At 68.1% G+C, this 18,893-nt stretch carries 15 protein-coding genes; all 15 read left to right on the top strand.

The window, feature by feature from the left end; translation table 11 throughout:
- The first annotated feature begins 339 nt into the window (after positions 1–339).
- The 15 genes from K32_RS20680 to K32_RS20610 all read left to right on the top strand — a co-directional run bounded on the left by K32_RS20680 (position 340) and on the right by K32_RS20610 (position 18,857).
- Positions 340–1,965, top strand: a complete 1,626-nt coding sequence (locus K32_RS20680; RefSeq protein ID WP_201401322.1) for an ABC transporter substrate-binding protein — start codon at positions 340–342, stop codon at positions 1,963–1,965.
- A 78-nt stretch (positions 1,966–2,043) separates the two neighbouring features.
- Positions 2,044–3,015, top strand: coding sequence for an ABC transporter permease (locus K32_RS20675; protein WP_201401321.1), 972 nt, complete (start codon positions 2,044–2,046; stop codon positions 3,013–3,015).
- On the top strand, positions 3,012–3,926 hold the full coding sequence (locus K32_RS20670) for an ABC transporter permease (RefSeq protein WP_201401320.1): 915 nt from the start codon (positions 3,012–3,014) through the stop codon (positions 3,924–3,926). Before K32_RS20675 ends, K32_RS20670 begins: the two co-directional genes overlap by 4 nt.
- Complete coding sequence (locus K32_RS20665; protein WP_201401319.1) at positions 3,926–5,557, top strand: ABC transporter ATP-binding protein; 1,632 nt, start codon at positions 3,926–3,928, stop codon at positions 5,555–5,557. The genes K32_RS20670 and K32_RS20665 overlap by 1 nt, the downstream gene beginning before the upstream one ends.
- A 2-nt stretch (positions 5,558–5,559) precedes the next feature.
- Positions 5,560–6,135: a hypothetical protein gene (locus K32_RS20660; protein ID WP_201401318.1), complete on the top strand. Its 576-nt coding sequence runs from the start codon at positions 5,560–5,562 to the stop codon at positions 6,133–6,135.
- 10 nt (positions 6,136–6,145) lie between these two features.
- Entirely contained in the window at positions 6,146–7,489 is a 1,344-nt protein-coding gene (locus K32_RS20655) for an LLM class flavin-dependent oxidoreductase (protein WP_201401317.1), read from the top strand.
- Between the two features lie 7 nt (positions 7,490–7,496).
- The gene (locus tag K32_RS20650; protein ID WP_201401316.1) at positions 7,497–8,729 is read left to right on the top strand and encodes an acyl-CoA dehydrogenase family protein; all 1,233 of its coding nucleotides are present in this window, start codon (positions 7,497–7,499) and stop codon (positions 8,727–8,729) included.
- 3 nt (positions 8,730–8,732) lie between these two features.
- Positions 8,733–9,683: an amidohydrolase family protein gene (locus K32_RS20645; protein ID WP_201401315.1), complete on the top strand. Its 951-nt coding sequence runs from the start codon at positions 8,733–8,735 to the stop codon at positions 9,681–9,683.
- Entirely contained in the window at positions 9,680–10,915 is a 1,236-nt protein-coding gene (locus tag K32_RS20640) for an acyl-CoA dehydrogenase family protein (protein ID WP_201401314.1), read from the top strand. The genes K32_RS20645 and K32_RS20640 overlap by 4 nt, the downstream gene beginning before the upstream one ends.
- Before the next feature lie 138 nt (positions 10,916–11,053).
- The gene (locus K32_RS20635) at positions 11,054–11,464 is read left to right on the top strand and encodes a carboxymuconolactone decarboxylase family protein (RefSeq protein ID WP_201401313.1); all 411 of its coding nucleotides are present in this window, start codon (positions 11,054–11,056) and stop codon (positions 11,462–11,464) included.
- 537 nt (positions 11,465–12,001) lie between these two features.
- Positions 12,002–12,988 (top strand): ABC transporter permease, encoded by a 987-nt coding sequence (locus K32_RS20630; RefSeq protein WP_244669652.1) that lies wholly within the window; start codon positions 12,002–12,004, stop codon positions 12,986–12,988.
- 78 nt (positions 12,989–13,066) lie between these two features.
- Positions 13,067–14,077 carry a sugar ABC transporter substrate-binding protein gene (locus K32_RS20625; protein ID WP_244669650.1) on the top strand — a complete coding sequence of 337 codons (1,011 nt, stop codon included), beginning with the start codon at positions 13,067–13,069 and terminating at the stop codon, positions 14,075–14,077.
- 102 nt (positions 14,078–14,179) lie between these two features.
- A complete protein-coding gene (locus tag K32_RS20620) occupies positions 14,180–16,303 on the top strand; it encodes an SMP-30/gluconolactonase/LRE family protein (RefSeq protein ID WP_201401311.1) in 2,124 nt (707 codons plus the stop codon).
- Positions 16,300–17,373 (top strand): hypothetical protein, encoded by a 1,074-nt coding sequence (locus tag K32_RS20615; protein ID WP_201401310.1) that lies wholly within the window; start codon positions 16,300–16,302, stop codon positions 17,371–17,373. Before K32_RS20620 ends, K32_RS20615 begins: the two co-directional genes overlap by 4 nt.
- A complete protein-coding gene (locus K32_RS20610) occupies positions 17,370–18,857 on the top strand; it encodes a sugar ABC transporter ATP-binding protein (RefSeq protein ID WP_201401309.1) in 1,488 nt (495 codons plus the stop codon). The genes K32_RS20615 and K32_RS20610 overlap by 4 nt, the downstream gene beginning before the upstream one ends.
- Positions 18,858–18,893: the final 36 nt, after the last annotated feature.

The raw sequence follows: 18,893 nt of genomic DNA, 5'->3' as shown, positions 1-18,893 counted from the left end.
CGGATTCGCCGCTGGCGCGCGGGTCGGCGGCCGGACCTTGCGTGGAAGCCTTGCCGGCGCGCCTCCAGTGCCTCGCCGGACCCTTTGTGGCGCGTTTTTATTTTGAAACGCTGGGGCGACAATCTGCCTGCGTGGACGCCCCGCTTGGGTGCCGGGCTTTTCCTTCCCCCGGCTTTGACGACCGTTTCTTTCTGTTCGTGGTCAAACAAAATCGAGCGGCGCCGGCCCGCCGCTTGACGCGCCGCGTGCCTCCTTATTTCATTACAAAGTCGATAGACTTAGTAGACTATTGCGCTCCGGGGGCATCCACCTGCGCAGCCAGAAACAAGGACATCAAGTATGACTGCGTTGGACAAAAATCCGCGCTCTTCCGTGCTGCGCCGGGCATTTTTAACGCTGGCCGGCTCGACCCTGCTGGCCGCGTCCATGAGCCAGGCCGCCTTAGCGCATGGCGATCCGAAGCCGGGCGGAACGCTGACCGTCGGCCTGCAGCGCCAGGCGGACTGCATCGATCCGCAGCAGAACAATTACGGCTACGGCTCGGTCGACGGTCGCCAGCTCGTCGATTCCCTGACCGACCAGAGCTACTCGGATCCGACCAAGATCGTGCCCTGGCTGGCCAAGTCCTGGGAGATCTCCGACGACGCCACCACCTACGTCTTCCACCTGCGCGATGACGTGACCTTCAGCGACGGCAGCAAGTTCGACGCCGATATCGTCAAACGCAACATCGAGACGCTGTCGAAGATCCCGGGCGCCACCGGGGCGGCGGCGCTGCGCGGCATCACCAGCGTGACGCTGGACGATCCCTACACCATCCGCATCCAGTTCGAAGCGCCGAACGTCGCCTTCCTGCAGGCGACCTCCGCCGCCGAGTTCGGCATCGTCGCAGCGGCGACGCTGGCGAAGACGCCGGACGAGCGCTGCTTCGCCGGCGTCATCGGCACCGGGCCGTTCGTGCTGGACAAGGTCGTGTTCAACGAGCAGACGACGCTGGTGAAGCGCCCGGACTACAATTGGGCCTCGGAGCTTCGCGCCCACAAGGGCCCTGCCTATCTCGACAAGGTCGTCTACCGGGTGATCCCGGAAGGCACGGTGCGCAGCGGCGCGCTGCAGAGCGGGCAGGTGGACCTCGTCCAGAACGTCAGCTTCGACGATATCGCGCCGCTTGAGAAGGCCGGCTTCGAGGTGGAAAGCGCGCCCTATCACGGCGTCGCCACGCAGCTCGTCATCAACACCAAGAGCCCGGTGCTCCGGGATCGCGAGGTTCGCCGCGCGCTGCAGATCACCCTGAACCGCCAGGAAATCGTCGACCTCGCCTTCAGCGGCTTCCACAAGGCGGCGACCGGTCTTCTGACCGCCAATTCCGGCTATTTCCTCGATCAGGCCGCCAAGCTCGGCCCCGATCCGGATGCCGGCCGCGCCATTCTCGACAAGGCCGGCTGGGTCGTCGGCGGCGATGGCGTGCGCGCGAAGGACGGGCAGCGGCTCTCGATCACCGTGTCGTTCTTCGCAGCCCCCGCCAACCAGGCCTTCCTCGAGGTCGTGCAGCAGGAGCTCGCCGATATCGGCGTCGAGCTGAAGCTGCGTCCGCTGACGGCCGGCGCGTTCGATGAGGCCCTCCTGAAGGGCGATTACGACCTGCATCGCTGGGCGCGCGAACTCGCCGATCCCGACGCCATCCGCCAGATCTTCTCGACCAAGACGGCCAATCGGCTGTGGCTGGAGCCCGGCAATCCGCTCGACGTGCTGCTCGACGAGCAGCGCGCGACGGTGGATCCGAAGGCGCGCGGCGAGATCGTCGAGAAGATCCAGGCGCTGGTTGTCGACGAGGCCTACAGCCTGCCGATCTTCGATTCCGTGCAGCTCTGGCTTCATGCACCCGCCGTCCACGGCTCCAGCTTCGGCGCCGGCGGCACCGGCGGCCCGAACCAGATCCTCTACGACGTCTGGCTCGCTCGCTGATCCCAAGCGGGAGGCCAACGGCCTCCCGCACTTCCCTTTGCACCTCCCCGTGGCACTCCTTCTGGGCTGGAACATAGCGTGTTGAGATACACCCTGCGGCGGGCCGCCCATGCGTTGCTGGTGCTCTGGGCGACCTATACGGCGACGTTCTTCCTGCTGTTCGTGCTGCCGGGCGACCGGGTCTTCAGCAAGCTCGGGGCGGAATCCGGCGGCGCGGGCTTCAACCAGGAAGCCGTCGACCGGCTGCGCGCCGAGATGGGGCTCGACCAGCCGGCGCTGGTTCAATATGGCCGTGCCCTCTGGCAGGCCCTGCATGGCGATTTCGGCGTCTCCGCGCAGACGGGCGGCGACGCGCTGCGGGTGTTCGCTGCCGGCGTGCCGGAGACGCTGAAGCTCGCGGGTGTTGCGCTGGTGTTCGCGCTTGCGTTCGGCTTTGCCCTGGCGTTGCTGGCCGTGCAGGTGCGCTGGAAGCCGCTCGCCGATTTCCTGTTGTCGGTGCCGGCGCTCGCCGTCTCCGTCCCGTCCTTCTGGATCGGCCTGTTGCTGCTGCAGGTGGTCTCGTTCCAGTGGAACCTGCTGCCCGGCCTCGGCAATGACGGCTTCCAGAGCCTGATCCTGCCCGGCATCGTCCTCGCCATTCCCGCCGGCGCCGTCATCGCGCAGGTGCTGATCCGTGGCCTCACCACGGCGCTCTCCGGCGCCTATGTCGACACGGCGCGGGCGCGCGGCGCCAGCCGCCGCCACATCCTGTTCCACCATGCGCTTCGCAACGCGCTGGTGCCGGTGGTGACCGCCATGGGGACGACCAGCGGCTATTTGATCGCCGGGTCCGTGGTGGCGGAAACCGTGTTCTCGCGCTCCGGCATCGGGCTGATCACCGTCAAGGCGGTCACCTATCAGGATACGCCGGTCGTGCTGGTCGCCGTGCTCTTCGCCGCCCTCGTCTACGTCACCGTCAACTTCCTCGTCGACCTCGTCTATCCGCTGATCGATCCCCGGATCGACATCGGCTCCGGTCGCGCGAGCCACAGCGTGGGGACCGTGCGATGAGCTCGCTCGATCAGGGCGCCCGGACCTCCGGGCACGTCGCCAAGGCGCCATGGCGCACGACCGCCTTCGCCGGCGCATCGGATCTCGCCCGGCGCGCGCTCAGGCGCGGCATCCGCGAACCCGGCCTTGTCGTCGCCTGGGTGCTGGTCCTGCTGGTGCTGCTCGCCGCCGTGTCGCCCCAGTCCTTCACCGACCTCAATCCGCTGCGCGGCGTCGGCGCCAAGCGCCTGCTGGCGCCGAGCCTCGAGCACTGGTTCGGCACCGACCATATGGGGCGCGACCTCTTCACCCGCGTCGTCTACGGCACCGGCGAGACCGTCAGGGCCGTGGTCGCCGCCGTGCTGGTCGGCTTGGTGGCGGGATCCGCCATCGGCCTGGTGGCCGGCTATCTCGGCCGCTGGGTCGACGACGTCTTGATGCGCGTCATCGACGTGCTGCTGGCGGTGCCGACGCTGCTGATCGCACTCGCCGTGATCAACGCGCTCGGCTTCGGCACGGTCAACATCGCGATCGCCGTCGGCATCGGCTCGGTCGCGGCCTTCGCTCGGCTGATGCGCTCCGAGGTGCTCAAGGTGCGCCATCTGCCCTATGTCGAAGTCACCCGCTTCGCCGGCATTTCCGCGCCCTATCTGCTGCTCCGCCACGTCGTGCCGAATGCGGCGGGCGCGGTTCTCGTGCTCGCGACGCTCGAAGTCGGCATGGCCATCCTCAACGTCTCCGCGCTCAGCTTCTTGGGCTTCGGCGCGCCGCCGCCGTCGCCGGAATGGGGCCTGCTGGTGGCCGGCGGGCGCGACTACATGCGCAACGCCTGGTGGCTCACCACCATGCCGGGGCTCGTCATCGCCGCCACCGTGATTTCGGTCAACCGCATCGCCCGGTCCTTCGACGGCAAACGAGGCGAGACGTTCTGATGGCCGACCCGCGCAACACCTCACCCCTGCTCGAAATCCGCAATCTCAGCGTCTCCTATCGCCTCGGCGCCAGTGCGCACCGGGCGGTGCGGCAGGCGTCGCTCGCCGTCAAGCCCGGCGAAGTCGTCGCGCTTGTCGGCGAATCCGGTTCGGGCAAGTCCACCATCGCGCGCGCCGTCATGGGCATGCTGCCGGGCTCGGCCGTGCTGGACGGTGGCGAGATCGTTTTCGAGGGGCAGGATCTCGCCAGGCTGACCGAGACGGAGTTCAACCGGGTGCGCGGGCGGCGGCTCGGCTGGATCCCGCAGGATCCGATGGTCGCCCTCAACCCGCTGCGGCGCATCGGGCACCAGCTCGCCGAAGCGCTTCTCGTGCATGGCCTCGCCGACAAGCGGCAGGCGCGGGCCGAGGCGATCGCGCTGCTGAAGCGCGTCGGCATCCGCGATCCCGAGCAGCGGGTGAACCAGTATCCGCACGAGCTCTCCGGCGGCATGCGGCAGCGCGTGCTGATCGCCGGCGCTCTGGCCGCCGAGCCGAAGCTCATCATCGCCGACGAGCCGACCACGGCGCTCGACGTGACCGTCCAGAAGCAGATCCTCGACGACATCGCCGGGCTGACCGCCGAGCGCGGCATCGCCATGCTGCTGATCACGCATGATCTGGCGCTGGCAGCCGACCGGGCCGACCGCATCGTCGTGCTGAAGGACGGCGAGATCGTCGAACACGGGCCCGCCGGGCAGGTCTTCGCCGCGCCGGCGCATGCCTATACAAGGCTGCTGGTCGAAAGCGCGCCGGGCCTGACCCCCACCGCGCCCTATGGCACGCCCGCGACCTCGGACGGCGCGCCGCTGCTCCGGGTCGAGCGCGTGTCGCGGGCCTTCGCGCTCGGTGGTGATCGGCGCGGCGCGGCGTCGTTCACTGCGGTGGACGCGGTCAGCCTGTCGATCGGGCGGGGCGAGACCTATGGCCTCGTCGGCGAATCCGGCTCCGGCAAATCCACCCTCGCGCGCATGGCGCTGGGCCTGACCCGGCCGTCGGCGGGCGACATTTTCTTCGAGGAGCAGGCGATCGGCGGTCTCGACCGGGCGCGGCACCGGCGCTACCGCCAGCTCGTGCAGCCGATCTACCAGAACCCCTATGCCTCGCTCGATCCGCGCCTTTCGATCGGCGAGATCGTCGGCGAGCCGCTGCAGGGCTTCGGCATCGGCGATCGCGGCAGCCGGGCGCGGCGTGTCCTCGAGCTGCTCGATCAGGTGCAACTGCCGCGCAGCGTGCTGTCGCGGCGCTCTTCGGAGCTCTCCGGCGGGCAGCGGCAGCGGGTTGCCATCGCCCGGGCGCTCGCGCCGTCGCCGGCGTTGATCGTCTGCGACGAGGCGGTTTCCGCGCTCGACGTCTCCGTGCAGGCCCAGATCCTCGCTTTGCTGCGCGAACTGCAGCAGCAATTCGGGCTCAGCTACCTCTTCATCTCGCACGACCTCGCCGTCATCCGGCAGATCGCCTCGCGCGTCGGCGTGATGCAGGCCGGCCGCCTCGTCGAGGAGGGCCGCACCGACGCGATCTTCGATCGGCCCGCGCACGACTACACCCGCGCCCTCCTGGACGCGATTCCCGGCAAGAAGCGAGCCGCCTGACCATGACCCATACCGATCTCGCCGAGCGTCCCCGCGCGTTCGCGAAAGACATCTCTCTCGCCGACCATATTCGCAGCCTGCGCGACGCCGCGACCGCCGCGTCGCCCGGGACCGCGGGCGATCTCGTCCGGCTCGATCCCGCGTCACCGCTCACCCGCGCGCTGGAGGATCTCGCCATCGAGGCCGGCGTGCTGCACGGCTTCGCCGAGCGTGCGCGCCGCCACGCCCGGGAGCGGACGCGGCCATGGCCCGGAACCGGCGTCGAGCGCGGCTCCGAGGATCCGCATCTGCTCCGCACCTTCGGCGTCCTGATCAGCAGCCTCACGGCGCTCGACGAACTGTTCGAGGCGGCCGTGGCGAGTGCCGCCACCGCCTCGGCCGACGACGTGCCGGCGGAGATCGGGCTGGCGCGCAACTTCGCTGCCTATATCGGCCGCACGGAGATCAGCCGCGTCATCGAGGTGCTGGGCGCGAGCGCCGCGTCCGAGACGCTCGGCTTCCACCGCTACTGGCAGTTCTTCGCCGACCGGCGCCGGACCTACCGGACCCTGCCCGCCGCGCTCGCCAGCCAAAACTGAGACTTCCCGCATGACCCAACGCAAGCTCCGCATCAATGTGAACGTCCAGAGCTCGGGCGCCCATCCGGCCTCGTGGCGCTCGCCGCAGGGCCGGCCGCTCGCGACCGTCGATATCGCCCATTTCCAGGAGGTGGCGCGGATCGCCGAACGCGGCAAGCTCGACGCCGTGTTCCTGGCCGACGCGCTCGCCATCCATCCGGATCCCTCGACCGCGCCGATGTGGACGATCGATCCGATCGTGCTCACCACGGCGATGGCGCTGGCGACCGAGAATATCGGTTTCATCGTCTCGAACTCGACGACGTTCAGCCAGCCCTACAATCTGGCGCGCGCCTTCCTGTCGCTCGATCACATCAGCGGCGGCCGCGTCGGCTGGAACATCGTCACCACCTATGACGAGCGCGCCGCGACCAATTTCGGGCTCGCGCAGCTTCCCCCGCACGAGGAGCGCTATGCGGCGGCGGCGGAATTCGTCGATCTCGTGCTGAAGCTCTGGGACAGCTGGGAGGCGGACGCGCTGGTCGCCGATCTCGCGAGCGGCGTCTTCGCCGACCACGCCCGCATCCACAAGACCGGCCATGTCGGCAAATACGCCGCCGCGACCGGCCCGCTGCAGGTGCCGCGCTCGCCGCAGGGGCGGCCGCTGCTGGTGCAGGCCGGCAGCTCGCCGCAGGGGCGCGATCTCGCCGCGCAGTTCGCCGAGGGCGTTTTCACCATCCAGCAGGTGCTGGGCGAGGCGCAGGCCTATTACGCCGACATCAAGCGCCGCGCGAGCGCCTATGGCCGCGATCCCGCCACCGTCGCCGTGCTGCCCGGCATCTCGCTGGTGATCGGTGGCACGGAAGCCGAGGCGCGGGCGCGCAAGCGCGAGCTCGACGAGATCGCCGGCATCGACAAGCAGCTTCCGCGCTATGCGGCCCGGCTGGGCGTTGCGCCATCCGAGCTCGACCTCGACAAGCCCGTGCCGACGCATCTCTTGGAGCGGATCCGCTCCGCGCCGGGCTCGCGCGGCTGGGCCGATGCCAATTTCGCCCTCGCCAGCGAGGGGCTGACCGTGCGCGAGATCATCGCCCAGGGCGGCGGCGCGCATCGCCTCGTCGTCGGCTCGCCCGAGCAGATCGCCGATCATATCCAGAGCTGGTTCGAAGCGGGCGCCGCCGACGGTTTCAACATCATGTCGGACGTCTATCCGGACGGGCTCGCCGCCTTTTCCGACCATGTCGTCCCCGTGCTGCAGAAGCGCGGTCTGTTCCGCACCGAGTACGAGGGCCGGACGCTGCGCGAGCATTACGGCGTTCCCGCGCCGGAAAACATCCACACGGCGCGCGCCCGGGCGCTGCGCGCGGCGGGTTAGGATCATCATGACCTATCGACCTTCCGAAGGCCCCGCCGTCGCTCCGGCGCGACGGATCCGTTCCCATGCCGAGGCGATCGACGCCGCGCAGGCCCTCGCCGAATTGTGGTCGAGGAGCGCGGCGGAGGTGGACCGCGAACGCCGCGTGCCGGTCGCGGAACTCCGCGCGCTCGAAGCCTCGGGGCTTCTCGGCATCCAGGTGCCGAAGCGCCATGGCGGCGCGGCGCTGCCGTTCGAAACGCTGATCGAGGTGTTTCTCATCCTCGGCGCCACCGACGTGTCGCTCGCCCAGGTGCCGCAGAACCACTACGACTTCGTCGACACCATCCAGCATGCCGGCGAGCGGACGCAGGCCTATTTCTATCCGCGCATCCTGGACGGCGCGCGTTTCGGCAATGCACTCGCCGAACCCTGGCGGAAGTCGCGCCGGGACATCGTCACGTCGATCGTTCCGGATGGACTCGGATACCGCGTCAACGGCAAGAAGTTCTTCTCGACCGGCGCGCTGACGGCGCATGTTGTGCCGGTCATCGCGGTCGATCCCGACGGGCGCTTCCTCGTCGCCTATGTCGATCGCGACGCCGAGGGGCTCGACGTGCAGGCCGACTGGGACGCGTTCGGCCAGCGGGGGACGTTCAGCGGCACGACCGTGCTCGACAATGTCTATGTCGAGGCCGACCACGTCATCCATCGCGACGGCGCGAACCCGGCGCTGCTCGCGGCGCTCTTCGCCGGCAGCCAGCTGATCCACGCAGCGATCGCCGCCGGCGGCGCCACCGGGGCGACGCGTCTCGCGGCCCGTGCCGCGCCCGACTTCATCGCGGCGCGGGGGCTGGGCGAGCGTCTCGGCGTCCTCGAGGCGCGCAGCGCCGCGGCCCGCGCGCTGGTTCTTCGCGCCGCCCGGTTGATCGACCGCTCGCTGCTCGAACTCCGCGACGAGGCGCTTCTGGTCGAGACGGCGCTCGCCGTCGACGAGGCCAAGAGCCTCGCCTACGTCTTCGGACCGGAGGTCGGCAATGAGCTGGCCGATTTCGTCGACGACGGCAGCGAGCCGCCGGAAGCCATCGGTCGCTTCTGGCGCAACGCCCGCGTCCACTCCCTGCACGATCCCGCCCGCTGGCGGCAGCATTTCGTCGCCGACTACCACCTGAACGGTCGCCTTTCGGCCGACGTGGCCGGCCGCCTGCAGGCGCTCGTCGACCTGAATTCTTCTCTCGAACCAAACTCGGATCGGACCTGACACATGGCTAGCTCTACCTGGGACATCATCGACGTCCACGCCCACATCCGTCCCACCAGCTGGAAGCCGGAGCTGCCGGCCGAGCTCACCGAGGCCGAGCGCGAGACGCGCACCACGCGCTGGAGCCGGATGACCAATCCCGGTCTGCTCGCCGAGGAAAGCCGGGAAGGCGACGTCAAGCTGCGTCTTCTCAGCGCGACGATCGAAGGCTTCTTCGGCACGGAAGGGCCGACCGATATCGACGCCATTCGCGGCATCAACGATTTCCTCGCCGAGACGGTCGCCAGCCATCCGGGCCAGCTCGCGGCGCTCGCCACCGTCGACGCCTTCGCCGGCGAGGTCGCCGCGCGCGAAGCCGAGCGCGCCATCACCGAGCTCGGCCATGTCGGAATTGTCATCGATTCCTCGCGCGACCAGAAATTCCCGGGCATCGAGGCGGTGCGCCCGGTGCTGGAGGTCGCGGCGAGGCTGAAGGCGCCCGTCCTGGTGCATCCGGTCGGCGCGCCGAATTCCGATGCGCTGCGCGCCGGCGGCGGCGAACCGGCCTATGGTTTTGGTCGCGGCCTCATCAACGGCGCGGCGTTCTTCTCCATCCTGCGCAGCGGCGTGCTCGACGAGTTGCCGGACCTGAACCTGATCTTCACCGCGATCGGCGCCGGCGCGCTGGTGCTGGCGGCGGGCGAGACCGAAGAGTACAGCGCCGAGGCGCGCGCCGCCGGACGCCGGCCCAATGTCTATTTCGACATCATGGGTCTCGAGCCGGCCGTGGTGCGCCTCCTGGTCGACATCCTGGGCGCCGAACGCGTCGTCTTCGGCACCGACTGGCCGATCTGGCCGGGCGGCAGCCGCGCCATCCTGGAGAAGGTGTTCGCCGACGCGGGGCTCTCGCCCGAACAGCAGGCGCTGATCGCCTCCGGCAATGCGAAGCGGATCCTCGGGGCGCATCTCAAGTGAGTTCTGCCGCTTCCACCGGGCCGGCGACGCGCCCGCACACCGTCGACCGCGCGGAAATCCTCGCCGGCCTGCCGCAGCTGGTGGCAACCATCGCGGCCGGCGCGGCGGAGCGGGATCGCGATCGCGAGCTGCCCTTCGCGGCCTTCGACGCGGTGCGCCGGTCGGGCATCACGATCCTGCGCGTTCCCTCCGGCCTGGGCGGGCCGGGGGGATCGATCGCCGACCTGATCGAGGCGATCACGGCGGTGGCGTCGGCGGATTCGAACGTCGCCCACGCGCTCCGCACCCATTTCAACCAGGGCGAAGCGGCGCTCGCCAACCCGGCCTCGCCGGAGGCGCGCGACTATGCGGAGAAGGCGCTGGCCGGGGTTCTCTTCGGCGGCGCGCATACCGAGCTGGAGACGCCGCGACCGGCCGAGGTCTCGGCGCGGCTCTCGCGCGACGGCGACGGCTATCGCCTGAACGGCCGCAAGTTCTACAGCACGGGCACGCTCTACGCCGACATCTTCTCGACCAGCGCGCTGGACGAGGACGGCAATCCCGCCCGCGTGGTGCTGCCGGTCGGCCGCGACGGCGTCACCATTCTCGACGACTGGGACGGCATGGGGCAGCGGCTGACGGCGAGCGGCAGCATCCTCTATGAGAATGTTGCCGTGCACGAACAGGAGGTCCGGCGCGCAGGCGCCGGCGGGCCGAGCCCGGCCGCGCGGCACGCCTCGACCTTCCGCCAGCTGTTCCTGGCCGCCTGTATCGCGGGGATCGTCCGCAACGTGCTCGCCGACGCGGTCCAGCATGCGCGGGAAAAGGCGCGGCCGACGACGCACAGTCCGGCCGGCAGCGCCCGGACCGATCTCTTCATCCAGGCCGAGATCGGTGAGATCGCGGCGGCGAGCCAGGTGGCCGATCAGCTCACGGCGCATGCCGCCCGCACGCTGGACGGGAGCTTCGCCGCGATCCAGCGCGAGGACGCGGAGCTGCACCGGATCCTGGAGCATGCGGCGGTGACGGTCGCGGCCGGTCAGGTGGCGCTCGGGCCGATCGCGCTTTCGGCGGCCGAGCGGATCTTCAATGTCGGCGGCGCCTCGGCGACCTCGCGCCGCTACAATTTCGACCGGCACTGGCGCAACATCCGCACCATCTTGAGCCACAACCCGCTCGCCTATAAGGCGCAGGTGGTCGGCGACCAGCTCCTGAACGGCACCGACGTTCCCCAGGCCGGCGGCTTCTTCTAGCGACGCGTCGTCGCCAAAGCGCCGCCGATCGGCTTGAACCGGAGCGCGGGATGAGGCTTGCTGGGGGGAGCGCCGTCTTCCGATGGCGAACCGCCCGCGCGGGCCCGCGACGGCGCGACCCTCAAGCAAGTGGACATAATGGCAACGGTAAAGCTCTGGACGGATTCCGACGTCGATCAGTCGCCGCGCGTCAAGGCAGTGTTCGACGATATCCGCGCGACGCGCGGCTCCGATTTCGTCAACAATTTCTGGCGCGGCCTCGCCAATGATCCGGCCACGCTGGAACGCACCTGGAATGGCCTGAAGGAGGTCATGATCACCCCGTCGGCGCTCGATCCGCTGACCAAGGAACTGATCTACGTCGCCGTCTCGACGGTGAATGGCTGCGGCTACTGCATCCACTCGCACACGGCGGCGGCGCGCGCCAAGGGCATGACCGACGCCCAGTATGGCGATCTCATCGCCGTCATCGGCATGGCCTCCGAGGCGAACCGGATCGTCACGGCGCTCGGCATTCCGGTCGACCCGGAATTCGAGGTCACAAGCTAGGGCAGGGTGCCTGAACCCTCCCTCTGCAAAGCACCACCCTCATCATGCTGAGGAGGCCCGCAGGGCCGTCTCGAAGCACGCAGAGCGGCCGTGCCATCGATGGATGGCACCGCGACCGTGCGTCCTTCGAGGCCCGAGCTGCGCTCGGGCACCTCAGGATGAGGAAAATCGAGCGCCGCATGACGGCGGGACAGGGATGCGCGAAGGTCTCTCAAAGGGGAGGGCACCCCCTCCCGAAAACGCGTCGGCGTTTTTGACCTCCCCTCAAGGGGGAGGTTCCAGGAAGACGGCGATCGCGGCCGCACATTCATGCATATCGCGCCCTGGCGATCGCTTTCCGCAGCGTTCGCACCGTCGATCTATTGCAAAAATAATCTCAAACTTCAGACAAACTTGGAAATCCCGGCCTGCAAAGCATCGGGCGGAATGTCTATTCATGAGGGAGCAAAGCTAGACGTTACCGAGATCATCCCGTTCGAAGAATCGCGTGGTTCCGATCTGGCACGGTCGCTTGCGGCTCGTGAAAGGTAGTGCATCGTGGCGCGCTCTCGGGGTTTTCTCCAGTCTTTGACGCAGGAACGGATCGTCCTGATCCTGGCTCTATTCCTGTTCGCAAGCTTTGCGCTGACGCTCGAAGGGTTTCGGACGCCGGCCAACTTCATCGCCATCGTGCGCAGCATTTCGGTGCTGGGAATACTTGCCATCGGCATGGGGCTGGTGGTGATCGGCCGCGGCATCGACCTTTCGATGGTCGCGGTCATGGTCGTCTCCGCCGCGCTGCAGTTGGAGCTGCTGCAGCATGGCTGGAGCCTCGCCGGCGCCAGCGCGATCGTGTTCGTCATCGTCGTGGCGATCGGCGCCGCCAATGGCTTTCTGGTCGCTTATGCCAGCGTCCCGGCGCTGTTCGCGACGCTCGCCTCCAGCGCCTTCGTCTTCGGCTTCGTCCGCTCGCAGGTGCTGGCGCAGGACGTGATCTACATCCCGAAGGATGCCTCGGCGCTGCTGTCACTCGGCCAGGCGCGCCCGGCAGGCATCCCGCTCGACGTCTGGCTGTTCGGCGGCGCGCTGCTGATCGGCTGGCTGTTCCTGCGCTACACCAAGTTCGGCCGGTTCATCTACTGGATGGGCGACAACTACCAGGCCGCACGGACGATGGGCATCGCGGTGCGGCCGCTGACCGTGCTGCAATACATCGTCAGCGCGCTGCTCGCCTGGCTCGCGGGCTTGGCGACGGCCGTCAGCCTGCAGAGCATGAACACCCGCATCGTCAATTCGACCCTGCTCTACGACGTCGTGCTGGTGGTGGTGATCGGCGGCATCGGCCTTTCCGGCGGCAAGGGCGGCATGCGCAGCGTGCTGGTCGGCGCTTTGCTGATCGGCATCCTGCTCAACGGCATGACCATCCTCGACCTGCCCAACATCTATCAGAACCTCATCAAGGCATCGATCCTTCTGGCCGCGATCATCCTCGACGGAAAACTCAATCCGCGCGACGAGCAGACCAGCCAGCAGGGCGACATCTGAAATCAATACTTTCAAGAATGGCCAAGATACTGGCCGAACGGGAGAAAGGGACTGGACATGAACTTCTGGAAACGAGGCTTGCTGGCAGCCCTGTCGGCCAGCGCCATTCTGGGTGGCGCAACGCTCGCCGCGTCGGCCGAGGACACCACGAACCCCGGGCCGGCTGCCTATGAGGCGGCGCTGAAGGGCAAGCGCGTCGTGCTGGTTCCGATGACCATGGGCTTCGATCTCGCCCAGGGCTGGAACCACTTCATCGGCGAGGAGGTCAAGGCGTTCGGCGGCATCTGGGAAACCCGCGATCCCAACTGGAGCGTCGATGCCGGCGCGCAGGCGATCACCGACCTGATCTCCTCGGCCAACAAGCCCGACGTGCTGATCGTTCAGTCGCCCGATATCAACTCCTACAGCCGCCTGTACAAGCGGGCGCAGGACGCCGGCATCTTCGTCATCCAGCTCGACAACCCGTCGAACTTCGCCTCCGATGTCTTCGCCGGATCCGACTGGAAGCGCCTCGGCGAGCTGGAGACGGAAGCCGTCATCAAGGGCTGCGGCCCGGATTCTAGCAAGAAGATCGGCGTGATCCAGGGCGACCAGGTCAATGCCTCGAGCCTCGACCAATGGGCGGGCGTGCAGGCGGTTCTGGCCAAGAACCCCGAGTTCAAGATCGTCGGCCAGCCGGATTCGAACTGGGACGCCACGACGGCGCGCAACGCCGCGACGACGCTGCTGCAGCAGAATCCCGACGTCTGCGGCATCATCGACTTCTGGGATGCGACCGCGCAGGGCACGGCGGCCGCGATCCGCGACGCCGGCCTCAGCGGCAAGGTCTTCCTCGTCACCACCGGCGGCGGCGAGGAGATCGACTGCAAGCTGCTCGAGGACGGCACGTTCGGCGCCATCGTCACCAGCGAGCTGCCTCGCCAGTCGCAGGACGTCGTCACGGCGATCAAGCTGCTGCTGCAGGGTAGCGACAAGCCGGGCGACAAGGCGCGCTACCTCTACACGCAGGAACGCGCCCGCACCAAGGCCGACCTGACCCCCGGCACCTGCTGGAGCCAGAAGCAGATCGAGGCGGCCGCGAAGCTGTAACCGCCGACGTTTTCAAGCGAGCGCGCCGGCCCGCCGGCGCGCTCGTCTTTCTTCAGGCCGGTTCGGCCTGATCGTTCCTACCCACCAGAGCTGGAATTTCGGATGTCCCTGCGCGAGGCCGTCACCCGATTTCGCTACAACCGGATTCCAACCCATCTTGTCGGCGAGATCCTCGTCAAGAACTGGGCCGACAATCTGGTCCCCTTCGCCTTTCTCGTCGCCGTCATCGCCATCTTCGGGACGCTGATTCCGGGCTTCTTCAGCGCCGGCAGCCTGCTCGACACGTCGCGGCAACTGGGCGAGTTCCTGCTCGTCGTCATCGGCCTGACGGTGGTGATCATCGGCGGCGGCATCGATCTCTCCGTCGGCTCGATCTTCGCGCTCGCCGCCTTCGCTGCGCTCGCCGTCATCTATATCGGCGAGGGATCGCCCTGGCTCGCCTTCGCGGCGGCGGTCGGCGCCGGCGGCCTGTTCGGCGCCTTCAACGGCTATCTCGTCGGCTATCTGCGGCTGCGCGCCTTCCTGACCACGCTGGTGACGCTGATCATCGGCCGCTCGCTCTACGACATCCTGATCATCCAGTATGGCAAGCAGATCCAGAGCTCGCAGTTCTATTCCGACAGTTTCGACTGGCTGGGCGTCGGCTCGCTCGCCGGCATTCCGGTCAGCGCGCTGATCGCGCTCGCCTTCACGCTCCTCGCGCATCTCGTCATCTCGCGCTCGCGCATCGGCTGGCACATCAGCGCCGTCGGCGGCGCGCGCCGCTCCGCCTACAATATCGGCATCCCGGTGCGCCGCACCGTGTTCCTGACCTATGTCGTCTCCGGCGTCGCCTGCGGCATGGCAGGCTTCCTGTTCGCCGCGCGGCTCTCCGGCGTCGGGCCGGGCTCCGGCCTCGGGCTGGAGCTCTTGGCGCTGACCGCCGCCGTCGTCGGCGGCAATAGCCTCGGCGGCGGCCGCGGCTCGATCGCCAAGGGGCTGATCGGCGCCGTCGCCGTGCTCATCATCAACAACGGCCTGATCCGGCTCGGCGCCGGCACCGGCACCAACCAGATGATCCTCGGCCTGATGCTGGCGCTCGCGATCGTCGTCGACGTCCGCTGGCTGAAGAACCGGCAGAAGGTGGTCTCGGAAGTCTATGTCGCGCCGGTGCACCATGCGATGCAGCCGGCCATTTCCGCCGTGCCAGGTTCCGGCACGCCCTATGCGCTCGATAACGCGCTCGCCGGCGCCGAGGCGATCGGCCTCGGCGAACTGGAAGGGCCGGAGGACATCGTCCTCGACCGCGACGACAATCTCTATGCCGGCACGCGGCATGGCGAGATCGTCCGCTATTTCGCGCCCGATTACCGGCGTTCGGAAGTCTTCGCCCATATCGGCGGCTTCCCGCTCGGGCTCGCGATCGATCGCGACGGCTCGATCAAGACCTGCGTCGGCGCGATGGGGCTCTATTCGGTTGCGCCGGACGGCGGCGTCCGCGAGCTGTCGACCGAGACGCGGCGATCGCTGCTCTCGGTCGTCGACGACGCCCGCCTGCGCGATCCCAATGATTGCGACATCGACCGCCAGGGCCGGGTGTGGTTCACGGATTCGACCACCCGCTACGACGCGCATGAATGGGCGCTTGATTCGATCGAGAGCCGGCCGACGGGACGGCTGCTGGTCTATGATCCCGCGACCGGCAAGACGCGGACGGTGCTCGAAAAGCTGCGCTATGCCAATGGCGTCTGCCTCGCCCATGACGGCCAGTCGCTGCTGATCGCCGAATCCTGGGCCTGCGCCGTCCATCGCTACTGGATCGAGGGGCCGAAGGCCGGAACGCTGGAGACCGTCATCCGCGACATGCCCGGCTATCCCGACAACATCAACCGCGCCTCGGACGGCGGCTACTGGATGGCCTGGCTCGGCATGCGCACGCCGAGCTTCGATCTCGCGCTGCGCGATCCCGGCATGCGCAAGCGCATGACCCGCCGCCTGCCGCAGGACGAGTGGCTGTTTCCCAACATCAACACCGGCGGCGTGGTGAAGTTCGACGAGAGCGGCCGGATCCTTTCAACGCTCGGCGATCTCGGCGGCGCCAGCCATCCGATGGTCACCTCGATGCGCGAGCACAAGGGCCATCTCTATATCGGCGGCATCCTCAACAACCGGATCGGCCGGATCGCCATTCCCGGCGCCGACCCGAACTGGACCGGCTGGAACGCCTATTGGGGAGCGGCGACATGAGGCTGCTCGATCGCATTCTCGACCCGTTCCGCGGCCGCGCCATCACCATTCCGCCCTATGACGGCGCCTTCAAGCCGAACACGGCGCTGGAGGAAGCGCCGGTCCGCCTTGAGCACGAGGCGCCCGACAATCTGCTGTTCTGGGCGGGGCGGCCGGTCTTTTCGGCCGGCAATTTCGTTCATGCTCTGGAAGGCGGGGGGACACGCGAACTCGCCCGCTTCGACGCGCCGGTGAGCGCGCTTGCGGCGTTGACGGACGAGACGCTGGTCGTGGCGCTCGAAAGCGGCCGGATCGTCCTCCATGATGGCGCGAGCGAGGGGCGGACCTTCGATCGCCTGGGATCGGAGCCGCTCGTCTCGCCGACCGCGATCGCCGTGCTCGACGCGACGACGATCGTGGTGGCGCAGGGCTCGGCCCGGCACGCGCCTTCCGACTGGGTGGTGGATCTGATGGAGAAGCGCGCCACCGGCTCGGTCTGGAAGCTCGATATTTCCAGCGGCGCAGGGACGCTTCTGGCCCGGGATCTCGCTTGGCCATCCGGCGTCCATGCCGGCCCGGACGGGACGATCCATGTCAGCGAGGCCTTTGCCCATCGTCTCGTGCGCCTCGAAGCCGGCAAGCGGCCGGCGCCCGTGCTGACGCGGATCCCGGGCTATGCCGGCCGGCTTTCCGCCGCGCGCGACGGCGGCTTCTGGCTCGCCGTCTTCGCGCCGCGCAACCGGCTGATCGAGTTCGTGCTGCAGGAGGATCGTTTTCGCCGCGACATGCTGGAAACCGTCGAGCGGCAAAACTGGATCGCGCCGGCGCTTTCTTCCGGATCCAGCTTCCTCGAACCGCTGCAATGCGGCGCCGTGCGCACCATGGGCGTGCACAAGCCCTGGGCGCCGTCGCGCTCCTATGGCCTCGCGGTCCGGCTCGATGCCGGACTGCAGCCCGTCCAGAGCTTCCACAGCCGCTCGGACGGCACGCGGCACGGCCTGACCTCGGTGCTGGAAACCGGGGACTCGGTGCTGGCGACGGTAACGGGAGCCGGGCTGATCGTCGATCTCGGCAAGGGAGAGCCGCAATGACCGTCGTGCTGCAGACGAAGGCGATCTCGAAGGCCTATCACGGCAATATCGCCGTCCATCCGATCGATTTCGATCTCCGCGCCGGCGAGGTGCATGCGCTGCTCGGCGAGAACGGCGCGGGCAAGTCGACGCTCTCCAAGATGCTCGCCGGCGTGATCGAGCCGAGCTCCGGCGCGCTGGTCTATGGGGGCAGGGAGGTCCGCTTCGCCGGTCCGGCCGACGCACTCAAGCAGGGCATCGCCATGGTGTTCCAGGAGACGAGCCTGGTGCCCTCGATGACCGTGGCGCAGAACCTCTATCTCGGCCACGAGCGGGCGTTCAACCGGCTGCGCGGCATCACCATCGCGGCGCAGCAGTTCCTGCAATCGCTGAACTTCACCGTCGACCCGACCGCCAACGTCTCGACGCTCGGCGCCGCCAAACGGCAGATGGTCGAGATCGCCCGCGCGGTTCGGTTGAACGCGAAGATCATCATCTTCGACGAGCCGACCGCGACGTTAACACCCGAGGAGCGGCGGCATTTCTTCGCCCTCGTCGCCAGGTTGAAGGCACGCGGGGTGACGATCGTCTTCATCAGCCATGCGCTCGAAGAGGCGCTCGAGATCGCGGACCGGATCACCATCCTTCGCGATGGCGAGAAGGTCGTGACCGACCTCGCCGCGAATTTCGACCAGGCGAAGATCGTGCAGGCGATGGTGGGCCGTCCCGCCGTCGAGGGCGCGCGGCTGCGCCAGACGGTCCGCCGGCCGGGCGCAAAAATCCTGTCGGTCGAGGACATCTCGATGGGGGCGCTGGTCCGCAACACGTCGTTCTCGATCTTCGAGGGGCAGACGACCGGCATTTTCGGGCTGGTCGGCTCCGGCCGGACGGAGACGGCGAAGATCATCGCCGGCGTCTACAAGCGCAATTTCCTGCGCGGCGGCTCGATCGAATATCGCGGCGAGCTGGTGCGCTATGCGACGCCGCGCGAGGCGGTGCGCGACGGCATCGTCTACGTCACCGAGGACCGCAAGCTGGAGGGCTTTTTCGAGACGATGTCGATCGCCGAGAACCTCTATTCCGGCCTGCTGGCGGCCGGCCTCGAACGGCTGCCGGTCGTGAGCCACAAGGAGATGAAGGCGCTCCTGGAGATCTGGAGCCCGAAGCTTGCGATCCGCAGCATCGACGCGGAGGCCCGCGTCATCGAGCTCTCCGGCGGCAACCAGCAGAAGGTGGTGATCGGCAAGGCGCTGGTGCAGAAGCCGAAGCTCGTCATCTTCGACGAGCCGACGCGCGGCGTCGACGTCGGCGCGGTGGCGGAGATCCACGCGCTGATCGAGGAGCTGGCCGACCAGGGCCTGGCGGTCGTCGTCATCTCGTCCTACCTACCGGAAATCCTCGCCCTTTCCGATCGCATCCTGGTCTGCCGCCAGGGCCGCATCGTCGAGGAATTCTCGCCGCTCGACGTGACGCAGGAACAGATCATGTATGCCTCGGTGCACTAGGCAGGACCTGTAACCTCAAAACAAAAAAAGCCCCGG

This window comes from Kaistia sp. 32K (genome assembly GCF_016629525.1).
Taxonomy (GTDB): Bacteria; Pseudomonadota; Alphaproteobacteria; order Rhizobiales; family Kaistiaceae; genus Kaistia.
Note: the sequence above shows the minus strand (reverse complement) of the source record. Positions and strands in the feature narration are given on the sequence as shown.

Excerpts from the sequence above, each read along its gene's own strand:
- K32_RS20680 (WP_201401322.1), top strand. The coding sequence starts at position 340 with ATGACTGCGTTGGACAAAAATCCGCGCTCTTCCGTGCTGCGCCGGGCA.
- K32_RS20670 (WP_201401320.1), top strand. The coding sequence starts at position 3,012 with ATGAGCTCGCTCGATCAGGGCGCCCGGACCTCCGGGCACGTCGCCAAG.
- K32_RS20665 (WP_201401319.1), top strand. The coding sequence starts at position 3,926 with ATGGCCGACCCGCGCAACACCTCACCCCTGCTCGAAATCCGCAATCTC.
- K32_RS20660 (WP_201401318.1), top strand. The coding sequence starts at position 5,560 with ATGACCCATACCGATCTCGCCGAGCGTCCCCGCGCGTTCGCGAAAGAC.
- K32_RS20655 (WP_201401317.1), top strand. The coding sequence starts at position 6,146 with ATGACCCAACGCAAGCTCCGCATCAATGTGAACGTCCAGAGCTCGGGC.
- K32_RS20650 (WP_201401316.1), top strand. The coding sequence starts at position 7,497 with ATGACCTATCGACCTTCCGAAGGCCCCGCCGTCGCTCCGGCGCGACGG.
- K32_RS20645 (WP_201401315.1), top strand. The coding sequence starts at position 8,733 with ATGGCTAGCTCTACCTGGGACATCATCGACGTCCACGCCCACATCCGT.
- K32_RS20635 (WP_201401313.1), top strand. The coding sequence starts at position 11,054 with ATGGCAACGGTAAAGCTCTGGACGGATTCCGACGTCGATCAGTCGCCG.
- K32_RS20620 (WP_201401311.1), top strand. The coding sequence starts at position 14,180 with ATGTCCCTGCGCGAGGCCGTCACCCGATTTCGCTACAACCGGATTCCA.
- K32_RS20615 (WP_201401310.1), top strand. The coding sequence starts at position 16,300 with ATGAGGCTGCTCGATCGCATTCTCGACCCGTTCCGCGGCCGCGCCATC.
- K32_RS20610 (WP_201401309.1), top strand. The coding sequence starts at position 17,370 with ATGACCGTCGTGCTGCAGACGAAGGCGATCTCGAAGGCCTATCACGGC.